Source organism: Haliscomenobacter sp., assembly GCF_033763495.1.
In the GTDB taxonomy this organism is placed as follows: Bacteria; Bacteroidota; Bacteroidia; order Chitinophagales; family Saprospiraceae; genus Haliscomenobacter.
Window position 1 is genome coordinate 1 of the sequence record NZ_JANRKL010000150.1, and the last position, 13,246, is coordinate 13,246.

Consider the following 13,246-nt stretch of genomic DNA (forward strand, 5'->3'; position numbering starts at 1 on the left):
CTCGAAACTGCTTAAGGTCATTGAAAATAGATTTTAATAAAAATCCAAATTCAGCAGCTAAATGGCTGTGGATTTCACCTTCGTAACTCATACTGGCAATGATTTCATCGTTGTAAAAATCAGCGCGGTATTCTGCAGAAGCGAGCACTTCCCAGTATTCATCCCAAGTAGCGGGGATCCGCACCAAAGCACCCTTTCCTAATGCTGCCAGTTCCTGATTGGTAAGTGGAAATTTCACGTCGCTCGTCATAATTGCAATCATTTGAGCTTACAATATAAATGATGTTGATTTAAAATACAAATTGTTTGTAGGTTTTAATTCTAAACAAAAAAATAATCGTTCTATTTTCAACATAAATGTGCGAAATTTGTCCTTACTTTAATTCGTTTATATTTTTTCACTCGAACCTGTTTTGAATTGGCTATGTCGACACGCCCAAATGATTTCAGAAACAAAGTGCAGATTTGGTTGCCGCTGATCATTGCAGTTTCAGTGGTACTGGGTATTGTGATTGGGATGCGCCTGCCCCAAGCCGCTCCTGCGGTCAAAATCAGCAAAAGTGGAGCAATTCATGATTATCGCCTCCGAGAGGGAAAAATTGAAGAATTACTGCGTTACATCGAGGCCAAATACGTGGATAAAGTCGACCGGGACAAACTGGTGGATGAGGCCATTGAAAAGCTGATGTCACAACTCGACCCGCATTCCTCTTATATTCCAGCTTCGGAATTGGAAGAAGTCAATGAACAATTGGACGGAAAATTCAACGGAATTGGGGTAGAGTTTTTGATTGTCAAAGACACGGCGGTTGTAGTTAGTCCTATGTCCGGGGGGCCTTCCGAAGTTGCCGGAATTTTACCCGGCGATAAAATCATCAAGGTTGGCGATTCGTTGATTGTGGGTGAAAAATTATCCAACCAAAGGATTGTCAGTTTTTTGCGTGGTGAAAAAGGCAGTAAAGTGCAAATATCTGTCCTCCGACCAGGGAGCAATAAATTATACCAGTACTGGATTACCCGGGATAAAATCCCTGTGAAAAGTATAGATGCGGCCTATATGATTGGTGAGCGGGTGGGATACATCCGAGTCAATCGATTTACTGCAGAGACCGATAAAGAATTTTTGGAATCCATGCGCATTTTATCTGAACAGGGCCACATGAAAGACCTGGTGCTGGACCTACGTGGCAATCCGGGGGGCTACATGCAAATGGCGACCAATATGTTGAGTCAATTGTTTCCCAATAAAGGCAACCTGCTGGTGTACACCCAGGGACGAGCTTCCCACCGTGCCGAATTTAATTCGAATGGTCGTGTATTTTACCCCATAGATAAAATTGCAGTGTTGATTGATGAAGGAAGTGCTTCTGCTAGTGAGATTATTGCTGGTGCAATACAAGACAACGATCGTGGAATTATCGTTGGCCGTCGTTCCTTTGGTAAAGGCCTGGTACAGGAGCAATACCAACTTAGTGATGGATCTGCATTGCGACTAACCATTGCCCGATATTTCACACCCTCAGGCCGTTCTATCCAAAAAGCTTACGATCATGGCTCGGAAGAGTACGATCGCGATGTTGAAGAGCGCTTCAAAAACGGGGAATTGCTTTCAGCAAATAAGATCAGCATCAAAGATTCTACCAAGTATTTTACTGCCAAAGGCCGGGTTGTTTTTGGTGGAGGGGGTATCATCCCGGACGTATTTGTGCCATTGGACACCATTCAAATCAACGAATTTTTCCTGAATGCCCGGCAAATGATCCCTGCCTTTGTGGTCAAGTATTTGGACAAACCCAAACGGGAGCAATTGTCTAAAATGGGGTTGAATGCTTTTCAGAAAAAATTCAACCTTAGCCAATCGACTCTGGATGATTTCAAGTCCTATACTGCGCAGAATGGCCTGCGTGGTAGTGCCGGAGAATGGAACAAAGCCCAAAAAGAAATTGCTCGTTTTATCAAAGCACGGATTGCCAAACACCTTTTTGATGATAAAGGATTTTTCACGGTTTTGAATCAAAATGATCCTACAGTAAAAGCAGCAATAAATTCACTCCACGCTACTGAGTTTACCAAATAGGAGATTTTACAATCTGAAGCAACCCTTCTTTACGTAATACTGTACAGGGAATTAAGCTAGGGCATCTCAAAATTACATTCGAACCCTGCCTTCGTATCACTTCTCCTTTGTGGTGCCTGTTCCTATTTTTATGCACTTAACCTAATCATGATTATGAAAAACATTTATCCCCGAATTTTATCCCTTTTGGCCTTAATAGGTTTGCTTTACAATAGCGCCTATGCCCAAACAACCGTCACCCTCAAAGCAAGCAAGGACAACACCATTTACAGCGAAGGTAGTAAAAGTAATGGTGTCGGAAGCTACCTGTTCGTAGGTAAAACCCAGGGTACAGTCAATGGAATCCGCCGCGCCTTGATTCAGTTTGAGCTGTCGGAAATACCCTCCAATGCAACGATTACCGATGTGAAGTTACAACTTACCGGATCGAAACAGGCCGCTAACGATATTGAAGTCCACCGCATCACTACCGCCTGGGGCGAGGGTACTTCCAACGCTGCTAATCAAGAAGGAGGTGGCGCTACTGCTACGACCAATGACGCTACATGGACCCATGGCAATTTCAATACGGTCACCTGGACTACTCCTGGAGGTGATTTTTTACCTGCAGTTAGTGCAACCGCCAATGTAAGCAGTGGAGCAGTTGCCACCTGGACTGGCGCCGGAATGGTTAAAGATGTACAAGACTGGGTGAGCAAACCAGCCAGTAATTTTGGCTGGATTTTGATTGGAGATGAGAGCACCAATGGCAGCGCGGTTCGCCTGGATTCCCGCGAAAGTGGTGCGGGTATTCCATCCTTGGTACTTACTTACACCACTCCGGTAGTAAAAGTGGACACATTCGTGTACGAAGCCAAGGTTACCGGACGCAATGAAGGAAACCCCGTTGCTACTTTGGCCAGTGGCAGTGTGTTGGCAACTTTGATTGGCGATACCCTTACAGTAAGTGGCAGTTTTTCTGGCTTGACGGATAGTATAGCCACCAATGTATCCGGGGGTGCGCATCTTCATTTGGGGTATGCAGGACAAAATGGCGGCATCCAGGTTATCCTGGTTTTGACCCCCGGCTCAAATCCTTTTTCAGGAAGTTTTGAGCCTCAAAAAAATAAATTCAAACTTACCGCTGCACAAATCACAGCCTTAAACAACCGCCAGCTTTACGCCAATATCCATTCCAAAAAATACCCATCGGGTGAAATTCGGGGGCAATTGTTGAAAAAGTCTGAGGCTTATTACGGCGCTAACCTTTTTGGTAGTTATGAAAACCCTGTCGTAATGACCCAGGCGAGTGGCGCTATCGCCGTCGAGTTAAGCGGCACCCAAATGATTGTTACGGGCTCGTTCAACCGCCTGGAAGGAGATTTTGCAGCCGATGTATCCGGCGGCGCACACATCCACCTCGGGTATGCCGGACAAAACGGAGGAATCCAAATCCCTTTAAAGGCAACAGCCAATGCCGACCTGAAAGGAGGGATATTTGAAGCGGCAAATAATACCTTTACTCTGAGTACCGACCAAATTACCGCTTTGAATAGCCGCCGCTGGTACGCTAATATCCATTCTGCCAAAGCACGCTCAGGTGAAATCCGGGGGCAAATTGTCAATAGTTCTACCCGGGCGGTATTCCGCGCACATCTTTCAGGAAGCAATGAGTCACCTGCAGTTAACACCCTGGCAACAGGTATGGTCATTGTGGAAGTGGTGGATACTGGCAATGTCATCGTATCCGGCTCCTACGCTGGATTGGAGAGTGACCTGGCTGCAAACGTCAGAGGTGGTGCCCATATCCATCGCGGTTTGGCGGGCGAAAATGGCAGCATCCTGTCTGAAGTGACCCTTACGCCGACCGATCTGCGCTCGGGTGCCCTGAATGCCAGCCAGAATGCTTTAAAAATTCCTAGTGCAGAAGTACAACGCCTGTTTAACCGGGGCTGTTATTTCAATGTACATTCTGCAACTTTTACGGGGGGAGAGATCCGTGGTCAATTTTTGCCAGAGAAGCCCATCAATTTCAGTGCTTATTTGTCCAGTATTTTTGAAGTGCCAGAAGCAGTTTCAAGGGGTTTGGGCGCGGTTAAAGCTGAGTTGTTAGGCACTGAACTGGTCATTTCCGGTACTTTCCGGGGCTTGAATAGTGCGGTGGCTACTGATGTTGCCGGTGGTTCACACGTACACCTTGGCTACGCCGGAGCAACCGGAGGCATTCAATTTAACCTAAAACCCACCATTGATGCCAATGGCCTGGGTGGTCGCTATGAAGCAAAGGACAATACCTTTACCCTGACCGCTGATCAGGTTACCCAATTGAAAAATCGGCAATTGTATGTGAACATCCACACCGCCAATCAGCGTTCTGGAGAATTGCGTAGCCAACTACTCCCCGAGGCCACCATGTACTTGGTTGCGCCCCTTTCAGGTGCAAGTGAACAACCCGTAGTGAGTACTTCTGCAGCGGGAATGGGGATTCTTGAAATCGCCGGAACCAATGGCACTTTCACCGGGGCTTTTGCTGGCTTGAGTGCTGATTTTGCCGCAGATGTAGCGGGTGGTGCGCACATGCACCGCGGCCTGGCGGGCTCCAATGGCTCTATTGTAAGGGCTTTAAAGGCTACCCCTGCGGCTGATAACCGCTCCGGCTTTTTTGCAGCAGCCGACAACAGCGCTACCATGACTGCCGGATTTATTGACTCCTTGCGCAAGCGTTTGAATTATGCCAACATCCACACCGCAGGCTTCCGGGCTGGCGAAATTCGGGGTCAAATTTTACCTCTTGCTACTTCTTATTTCACCGCCACACTATTGGGCGCAAATGAAGTTCAAGCGGTGGCCTCAGCAGGTTCAGGGGCTTTGAAATTTGAATTATCGGGTAGTATTCTGACTGTAACTGGCCGCTTTGCCGGTTTGCAGGGAGCATATGCCGCGGCTGTAGGTTCGCACATTCATACCAATACTGCGGGAAAAAATGGCGGGGTAATTATCCCCCTCAAACCAATCCTCGACGCCGATAACCTGGGTGGCAGTTATTTTGCTGCTGACAACCAGTACACCTTAACTGCTGATCAATTGACCGCCTTGTACGACAATGGCTTGTACGCCAATGTGCACAGCGACTTTTCACGCAGTGGTGAATTGAGAGGGCAAATTTTGCCAGAGATCAATCGTTTCCCTCAGGCAGGTAGCATCACTTCTCCGCCCAATGGAGGAACCCTCACTCTGGAAGGTAAATCCTCAACTTTGTTGGAACCAAAGTGGGATGCTGGCACGGACAAAAACAAACTGGCCTATACCTGGGAACTGGCCGCTGATCCACTTTTTGCCTTGGTGGTTTTCCGGCGCAATGTAGCGGATGCACTTTCCATTTCCCTGACTTATGGTGCAGTGGATACTTTGCTGGCTACGGCTGGGATCCCTTTGGGTGGATCCATCACCGTTTACCACCGCGTGAAAGCTTCTGATGGTAGCTTGACTACTGCCAGTGCGATTGCATCGGTTACGCTGACTAGAGGTACTGTAACGGGTACCCGTGATCTGACTCCCGGCCTAAGTGAAATGACGGTATTCCCCACCATGGTTGATGATCAAGTAAGTGTACGCATCCGCGCTGAAGAAGCCATCAAAGGTTCTCTTTGGATCAGTGATGCGCTGGGCCGCAAAATGGCGGAACGCCAGGTGAGTTTCCCTGGGCAAAGCGTCAATTTTGAAAGCTTTGCGGTAGGACAATTGCCTGCGGGTACTTACTTCCTGAGTATACTGAATGATGGAAAAATTGCTACCCGGCGCTTTATTGTGAAGTAGGGTAAGTAAGTTTTTTTTAGCTACGAGGGCACCAAGACGCTAAGGGATTGATAAGGTCAATGTCGGGTGTTTTGGTGCCTTTGTGGTTTTAGAGGGAAGAAACCGACGCCAGATGCACCTTTGAAAGTCCTCCGCTCAAACGTCCTAAACGTTTCGGTTTCCTTAGACAGAGGTAGAGGAGTTTTTGGTGAGCGTCAAGTTTCGAACCAACTTGCTGGCATAATAAAATAGTACTTCCTATGGCTCGATTCAAATCTCAATCCCCTCCTCCTCTAAATACGTCCCAATATTCATCACCACTCCATCCATTACTAGCACATCGTCATTCATCTGAAACACTTCCCATGTATTCCCTGGCTTTACTACAAGAATGGTATTGCTTTTGGTAAAAACCCAGATGATGCGCTCGGTGCCGAAGGACAACAACTTTTTAGATTTGGCCAATACGAAAGGAGCAAATAAATCGATACTGGTATCTTCAAGGGAAACTTTCAGGTCAATTTCAATGACCACTTTAGGGTAAACATCAATGTACTTGTTGGTGATTTTGGCAGGGGTCAAGATACTTTTGTCGTAAATGGCTACATCCAAGGCAAGATTATTGCGATGATCGAGATGATTGCCCACTTCGCCAGCAACGGGCTGATACAATTTCCAATCCAAAAACTGGGCAAATAGCCGCATCAAATAAGCTTTGATGATCGATTGTAATCCGCTATCTGGCATAATGTCTTCCAGTGTTTTTTTCTTATTTAAAACCTCTTTATAACCGGCATAATAAAAGGGTACCCCATCAATCGTTTCTCGAATGAGGAAGGCAGGAATTTTACGTTTTTTCGATTTTTTTGCTTCGCCAGTTACAGGCTGAGCGGGTGACTTTGCAGTCATAATATCCATTTTATCTTCAAAAATAGGCATAAAATGGGTAAGTTTCAAGCTGACAATGTAGATATCTTCCCCCCACCCACATCCCATTCCCCAATTTCCTCGTATATTCACCCATCAACCTTCATCAAACTTTAGATCGCATGCTCAACCTATCTGTCCTGCTTGAAGACAGCGCGCGGCGCTATCCACAAAAAACAGCCTATATTTTTGGCGAAGTTGAACTCAGTTTTGCCCAGGTCAATGGTGCCGCCAATCAAGTGGCCAATGGCCTGCGAGCGCAAGGCATCCATCCGGGGGATAAAGTTGCCCTCAGTTGTTTCAACCTGCCTTTTTTTCCCATCATTTACTTCGGGATATTGAAAGCAGGTGCCGTAGTGGTGCCGCTGAGTGTATTGCTCAAAAAAGACGAAATTGTCTACCACCTTAGCGATAGCGAGGCCAAGGCTTATTTTTGTTTTGTGGGAACCCCCGATTTACCGATTGGCCAAATGGGGCATCAGGCTTTTGGTGAAGTACCTACCTGCGATCATTTTTTCCTCATCATGCCCCAGCCAACCGATTCGCCGGCCATACCAGGAGTGGCCAATTTGGGCAGTTTGATGGCCGGACAATCCCCCGCAGGGCAAGCTCATGCCACTGGTGCCGAGGATACTGCGATCATCATTTACACTTCGGGTACCACGGGTCGCCCCAAAGGGGCAGAATTGACCCACAGCAACCTCTTGCAAAATGCCATTCTTTCCGCCGATTTGGTGGGCATTCAGCCAGCAGATACCTTGTTGATTGTGCTGCCGCTCTTCCACATCTTTGCGATGACGGTGTTGATGAATGCGGGTTTGTACCGGGGGGCTACCAGTGTTTTGCTGCCAAGGTTTGATGCTGAGGCGGTATTTGGACTTATGGCCAAACACAAAGTGACCGTTTTTGCGGGAGTGCCAACCATGTACTGGGGCTTACTGAATTACAAGGAGGAAAAATTCGATTACCAAAGCATCGCTGCCCAATTGCGCATTGCCGTATCAGGCGGAGCTTCCTTGCCCGTGCAGGTACTCAAGGATTTTGAAGCCCGCTTCAATGTGCCGATCATTGAAGGTTATGGCATGTCAGAGGGCTCACCCGTGGTAACCTTTAATCACCCCGATCGCCCGCGTAAGCCGGGGAGCATTGGCACACCAGTTTGGGGAGTCGAGGTCAAACTGGTCGACGACAAGGGCCAAACCATGGCAGTAGGGGAGAAGGGGCAATTGCTTTACCGGGGCCACAATGTGATGAAAGGGTATTATCGCAAGCCAGATGCTACCTCCGAATCTCTGCAAGATGGTTGGCTGCATTCAGGCGACGTGGCGATTCAGGACGAAGATGGGTATTTTTACATTGTTGACCGTACCAAGGACATGATCATCCGGGGAGGCTTCAACGTGTATCCGCGCGAAGTAGAAGAGGTGATGATTCAACACCCTGCCATTTCTCTGGTAGCAGTGATTGGAATCCCCAACGATGAATATGGAGAAGAAATTAAAGCCTGTGTGGTATTGAAAGACGGATCCAGCGCCAGCCCAGAGGAAATCATAAAATGGACCAGTGAAAGGATTGCGGCCTATAAATATCCGCGTGTGGTAGAACTGATGGATGCGCTACCAATGAGTGCTACGGGTAAAATTTTGAAAAAGGACTTGCGAAAGTAGGACGTTTGGCTTAGGACCAGAGCATATTGCGGCCAGCTTTGATGTATTTTTTGACGTTCAGCCAAAAAGCCATCACCAGGTAGACAATGATGGGTGACCCTAAAGTAACAAAAGAAGCGTAAATGAAATACAATCGCACCCGGTCAGGGGACAGGCCCATTTTTTGACCAACATAACTACAAACACCAAAGGCAGAGCGTGCCAAGAGGGATTTGACTTCTTTCATAGCTGTTGCTTAAAATGTGGTTAACCATTTGAACATGCAAATTAACGCAATATCCGCGAAAAGGTTGTGTTTGGTGGGAATTTTCAGCGGCAACACAAAGTTTACAACAAAAGCGACATTTTTTTAACACAAAGAGCACAAAGGCAGCACAAAGGGTACAAAGTTAGACGTTGACGCCGCCGCTTTGTATCCTTTGTGCTGCTTTGTGCTGAAGTCAAAAAAAGATGTAAGCTACAACATTTCTACTCGCAGTTGTTTCAGTGCTCGGGTCATTTGGGTTTCTACCGTTTTGATGGAAATGCCTAAGCGCTTGGCAATCTCCTGGTACTTGAGGCCCTCGTGTCGACTCAGTTGGAATACAGTACGGCATTGAGGGGGCAAACGTAAAATTGCAGAGTCTATTTTTTGCTGGGTTTCTCTCCCGATCAAGGTATCGTAAGCATCGGGCCCGGGGTGGGCCTGATCGTAAAGGCAATCGTCAGAGTTGTGTTGTTGTTTTTTGGATTGACGTTGTATGTCTATGGCCATGTTGCGGACACTGGCGTAGAGGTAATATTTTGCTGATGTTTTGATGTTGATTTGGGCTCGATTTTTCCAAATTTTATAGAATACCTCCGATACCGCCTCTTCCGCCGCTTCTGGGCTGTGTAGATAGCGGGTTGCAAAACTGCACAATTGCGTGTATTGGTTTTTAAAAAGGGCCTCAAAACTGGCCGAATCGCCTTGTTCCAGGGTTTGCTTGAACAACGTTTCAAGGTGGTGGTTTTGTGCAGCCATAATGAAGTCGATTTAGGAATTCCGAAGTTTATTTGGAAAATCTCCCTATTCCCTGAAGAATACTCGAAATTAGTTCAATTCATGGTATTTGTTTTGGTAAATGGGATAAAAAGCTTTAAAAAAGTATGTAAACGTTTACGGAACTTTTCGGCAGAATTGATAAAACTTCTTCCCTTTTTCTGAATTTGAGTAATATTGTAAAACAATAACCAAAGCCAAGCCATGCCGCAAGTCAGCATAAAGGACATTGCCCGGATGCTCAACATCTCGGTTGCCACGGTATCGCGGGCATTACACGATCGCTATGATGTTAACCCAGAAACCAAGCGTAAGGTATTGGAACTGGCCGATCGATTGAATTACCGGCCCAGCTCACACGCCATTGGGCTATTGAAAAAACGAACCCATACCATTGGTTTAGTCGTGCCGGAGATCGATAATCAGTTTTTTTCAGAAATCATCAACGGCCTGGAAAATGTAGCTTACCAGCAAGGCTACAACGTAATGATCTTTCAATCACAAAACATCTACGAACGAGAAGTAAAAATCATCGATCAATTGATTGGAGCGAGGGTAGATGGAGTAGCCATCTCGATTGGCAGTTCTACCCAGGATTTTAGACACCTTAACATGCTCAAAGACCTGGACATTCCCCTGGCTATGTTTGACCGGGCCAATGATCAGGTGTATGGCCATAAAATCATCAATGACAATTTTGAAGGTGGCTATAAAGCAGGTGAGTTTTTGATCAAAAGCGGCCGCCAACGCATTGCCCATATTGCCGGGCCCTCTACCCTCAAGTTGACTCGCTTGCGCATGCAAGGGTTTAAAGCGGCGCTACGGGACGCACAAATGGAACTTCGCCCTGAATACCTGGTGCATACCACTTTTCGAATGGAGGATAGCCACCAAACAGCATTGAATTTGTTGAACCTGCCTGAGCCTCCTGATGCCATTTTTGCGGTAAGCGACTATGTCGCTTTGGGGGTACTCAAGGCTGCCCGGGAATTGAATCTGCACATTCCTGCGGAGTTGGCACTGATTGGATTTACCAACCTTGCGGTTGGCCCTTTGCTTGAACCGCCTCTTACTACCATCAGCCAACAATCTTATGAAATGGGGCAGGAAACGGCCCGTATTCTCCTCGAAAACATCGAATCTCCCAATAAGGACTTCAAATTACAAACACGGATTTTTAAACCGGAATTGGTTGTCCGAAACTCCGTTTGAGCTTATAGCTTCGCTAAAAAAAAGAAACCCGCTCCGGCGAACCAAAGCGGGCTAGTTGGCATATGTCTATGCAGGAACTAGAGCGAAGCGGATTTGACCGTCTTGATGATCTGTGCAGCCACTTTGTAGGGATCTGCAGCAGAGTTTGGACGACGATCTTCCAGATAACCCTTCCATCCTTTATCCACAGTGTAAACCGGGATCCGAATGGAGGCACCACGGTCGGAAACCCCGTAGCTGAATTTATCGATGGATTGTGTCTCGTGCTTACCAGTCAGGCGCAAGTGGTTGTCGTGGCCATACACAGCAATATGTGCAGCGATGACATCAGCTGGACGGAAAGCTTCGAGAATTTTTTCGTAAGTTTCTTTGCTTCCACAAGTACGCAATGTGGTATTGGAGAAGTTGGCGTGCATACCGGAACCGTTCCAGTCGCCTTGGATAGGCTTGCAGTGCCATTCGATTGAAAGACCGTGGCTTTCACCCACACGCTCGAGCAGATAACGTGCAACCCAAATTTGATCTCCGGCAGACTTGGCACCTTTGGCAAAAATCTGGAATTCCCACTGGCCTGTAGCTACTTCTGCGTTGATCCCTTCAACGTTCAAACCAGCTTCCAGGCAAATGTCCAGGTGTTCTTCGATGACATCGCGGCCATAAGCCTTACCATAACCAACAGAACAATAGTATGGACCTTGTGGTGCTGGGTAGCCATTTTCAGGGAAGCCCAATGGTTTGTTGATGGAAGGATCCCAGAGGAAATATTCTTGTTCAAAACCAAACCAGAAGTCGTTGTCGTCATCTTGGATCAAAGCACGACCGTTGGAAGGGTGTGGAGTACCGTCTGCACTCAGTACTTCGGTCATGACCAACCAGCCATTTTTGCGAGTTGGGTCAGGATACAAGGCAACGGGTTTCAGCAGACAGTCGGAGGAGTTACCTGGAGCTTGCTCGGTAGAGCTACCGTCGAAAGACCACATTGGGCAATCTTCCAGTTTTCCGCTAAAATCATCAACAATCTTTGTTTTACTGCGCAAGCTTTGCATAGGTTGATAGCCATCCAACCAAATGTACTCTAGTTTTGCTTTTGCCATGATTGCTTTTAGTTTAAAAATTTTGTGTTTAAGGTGAAAAGGCAGAGTGCCCAAATACTGCTGAAGGCAGGTTTGAGCACTCTATCTCTATCTCGTGTTTTGAGTTAGAAGCTATACACTGCAGCTAGGAGGAATACTGAATTTGCTTTCAGTGCCTCATCGCTGTATGAGGTAAAGGTGCCACTGGCTTTAGCAGAATCAAATCGCAATTCAGGAATCAAACGTAAGTTATTTGCAATGGTAACATTACCTGATAGGGTCAGTGCAAAGATGTTATTGTCAACTTTTCCGAAAAGGAAGCCATCCTTGTCGTTAATGGTTTCAGCCCGCACCCCAAAAAGGAAGGAGTCACTGAAAGCATATTTAGCATACAATGCTGCACCAGACCAGCTAGAATCGCCATCGTCGTCAGAGGACAAAGTACGCATCGCTGCGTTGAAACCGAGCCCAAATTTTTCAGTTGCCTGGAAAGAGGCAGTGATGTCAAACTGGCTACTCATAATTTCTGGAGAGTCTTCTGTTTCTTCTGCGAAGCGTCCACCCAGGTAATTCAAATAGGTTGAAAAGTTACCATTTATGTAAGATAACTGCGCACCAAGATGTTGGCCTTTTACCACATCAATTTTCGTATCTGTGTCACCGAATACCCCAATCATTGCTCCAAACTTGTCAGATAAGGCCACGTTTGCTTTTACACCTGTGTGGAAGAACGGACCATAAGAGAACAAGTAAGAAGTACTATAATTGACGTTCAAGGGAGCATCAATCAATTCATATCCATAGAAGGTACTGAAGTTACCCAGGGTAAACTTCAAGGCCTCAAATGGAGCATAGGTAACATAAAGCTGTTTGATCGCAGTCAAAGTCGTTACTTTTCCATCTGCATCAAAACCTCCATTTGCTCCTTCAGCACGGGGGCCGAAAGCCAGGTCAGCAACAAACCCTACTTTACCCTCTTTGGATAAAATCAGGTTGGCCATACCCAGAGAGAAAGAGTTATTTGTTCCACCTGTAAAGCTGGTTGGTAGGGGTGCTTTTCCGGACAAGAAATAAGCATCTACTGCACCTCTGATGACAAGTGGAGATTCAGGAACTGAGTCCTGCTTACTCCAGCGCTGCTTGAAGCGCGAAACCAATGACTCTTGTAATACATCATCTTGAGCAAAAGAAATGTTTGCGAGAGAGACAAACACAAATAGACATACTGCACTGTAAAAAATTCTCATGTTCAGATATTTGAGGGTTAGAGAAAGAACAAACCAGCATTTTGGCACAATTTGAGATTGTGCTAACCCATTAATTTTCACCACATCTATGGCGAATTTTAGTGGGCATGATGATAATCCATTCTCATCCTCTCAAAAATCATTTGAGAAAATGCGCAAGATGTTTTACCTTTGCTCAGCTTTAGTTGAAAATGGATTACCGTTTTCTTTCGCAGGCTTCCAGATTCCCACAAATCTCGGAGGCCTTT

10 protein-coding genes are annotated in these 13,246 nt (G+C 46.5%); 4 read left to right on the top strand and 6 right to left on the bottom strand.

Annotated elements, in window-relative coordinates; all coding sequences use genetic code 11:
• On the bottom strand, positions 1-250 hold a 250-nt coding region (locus SFV55_RS15550), incomplete at its 3' end, for a hypothetical protein (protein WP_320030442.1).
• A 174-nt stretch (positions 251-424) separates the two neighbouring features.
• Here SFV55_RS15550 and SFV55_RS15555 point away from each other — a divergent pair.
• Together SFV55_RS15555 and SFV55_RS15560 are read left to right on the top strand one after the other, a co-directional pair.
• Positions 425-2,077, top strand: a complete 1,653-nt coding sequence (locus SFV55_RS15555; protein ID WP_320030443.1) for a S41 family peptidase — start codon at positions 425-427, stop codon at positions 2,075-2,077.
• 153 nt (positions 2,078-2,230) lie between these two features.
• Complete coding sequence (locus SFV55_RS15560) at positions 2,231-5,872, top strand: CHRD domain-containing protein (protein ID WP_320030444.1); 3,642 nt, start codon at positions 2,231-2,233, stop codon at positions 5,870-5,872.
• Positions 5,873-6,121: 249 nt separating this feature from the next.
• Here the strand turns inward: SFV55_RS15560 and SFV55_RS15565 are convergent, their stop codons facing one another.
• Positions 6,122-6,760 (bottom strand): Uma2 family endonuclease, encoded by a 639-nt coding sequence (locus SFV55_RS15565; RefSeq protein ID WP_320030445.1) that lies wholly within the window; start codon positions 6,758-6,760, stop codon positions 6,122-6,124.
• 140 nt (positions 6,761-6,900) lie between these two features.
• Here SFV55_RS15565 and SFV55_RS15570 point away from each other — a divergent pair, with 140 nt between their 5' ends.
• A complete protein-coding gene (locus tag SFV55_RS15570; RefSeq protein WP_320030446.1) occupies positions 6,901-8,445 on the top strand; it encodes a long-chain fatty acid--CoA ligase in 1,545 nt (514 codons plus the stop codon).
• Between the two features lie 10 nt (positions 8,446-8,455).
• On the opposite strand, the gene SFV55_RS15575 is transcribed toward SFV55_RS15570, so the two are convergent.
• The gene (locus tag SFV55_RS15575) at positions 8,456-8,671 is read right to left on the bottom strand and encodes a PspC domain-containing protein (protein ID WP_320030447.1); all 216 of its coding nucleotides are present in this window, start codon (positions 8,669-8,671) and stop codon (positions 8,456-8,458) included.
• 231 nt (positions 8,672-8,902) lie between these two features.
• Positions 8,903-9,448 carry an RNA polymerase sigma-70 factor gene (locus SFV55_RS15580; RefSeq protein WP_320030448.1) on the bottom strand — a complete coding sequence of 182 codons (546 nt, stop codon included), beginning with the start codon at positions 9,446-9,448 and terminating at the stop codon, positions 8,903-8,905.
• A gap of 222 nt (positions 9,449-9,670) precedes the next feature.
• Between SFV55_RS15580 and SFV55_RS15585 the strand changes: the two genes are divergently transcribed.
• Positions 9,671-10,678, top strand: coding sequence for a LacI family DNA-binding transcriptional regulator (locus SFV55_RS15585; protein ID WP_320030449.1), 1,008 nt, complete (start codon positions 9,671-9,673; stop codon positions 10,676-10,678).
• A gap of 77 nt (positions 10,679-10,755) precedes the next feature.
• Here the strand turns inward: SFV55_RS15585 and SFV55_RS15590 are convergent, their stop codons facing one another.
• Both SFV55_RS15590 and SFV55_RS15595 read right to left on the bottom strand, forming a co-directional pair.
• A complete protein-coding gene (locus SFV55_RS15590) occupies positions 10,756-11,772 on the bottom strand; it encodes a glutamine synthetase beta-grasp domain-containing protein (protein WP_320030450.1) in 1,017 nt (338 codons plus the stop codon).
• A gap of 104 nt (positions 11,773-11,876) precedes the next feature.
• Positions 11,877-12,998: an outer membrane beta-barrel protein gene (locus SFV55_RS15595; RefSeq protein WP_320030451.1), complete on the bottom strand. Its 1,122-nt coding sequence runs from the start codon at positions 12,996-12,998 to the stop codon at positions 11,877-11,879.
• Positions 12,999-13,246: the final 248 nt, after the last annotated feature.

Coding starts and splice junctions, on each gene's coding strand:
- SFV55_RS15555 (WP_320030443.1), top strand. CDS start 425: ATGTCGACACGCCCAAATGATTTCAGAAACAAAGTGCAGATTTGGTTG.
- SFV55_RS15560 (WP_320030444.1), top strand. CDS start 2,231: ATGAAAAACATTTATCCCCGAATTTTATCCCTTTTGGCCTTAATAGGT.
- SFV55_RS15565 (WP_320030445.1), bottom strand. CDS start 6,760: ATGACTGCAAAGTCACCCGCTCAGCCTGTAACTGGCGAAGCAAAAAAA.
- SFV55_RS15570 (WP_320030446.1), top strand. CDS start 6,901: ATGCTCAACCTATCTGTCCTGCTTGAAGACAGCGCGCGGCGCTATCCA.
- SFV55_RS15575 (WP_320030447.1), bottom strand. CDS start 8,671: ATGAAAGAAGTCAAATCCCTCTTGGCACGCTCTGCCTTTGGTGTTTGT.
- SFV55_RS15580 (WP_320030448.1), bottom strand. CDS start 9,448: ATGGCTGCACAAAACCACCACCTTGAAACGTTGTTCAAGCAAACCCTG.
- SFV55_RS15585 (WP_320030449.1), top strand. CDS start 9,671: ATGCCGCAAGTCAGCATAAAGGACATTGCCCGGATGCTCAACATCTCG.
- SFV55_RS15590 (WP_320030450.1), bottom strand. CDS start 11,772: ATGGCAAAAGCAAAACTAGAGTACATTTGGTTGGATGGCTATCAACCT.
- SFV55_RS15595 (WP_320030451.1), bottom strand. CDS start 12,998: ATGAGAATTTTTTACAGTGCAGTATGTCTATTTGTGTTTGTCTCTCTC.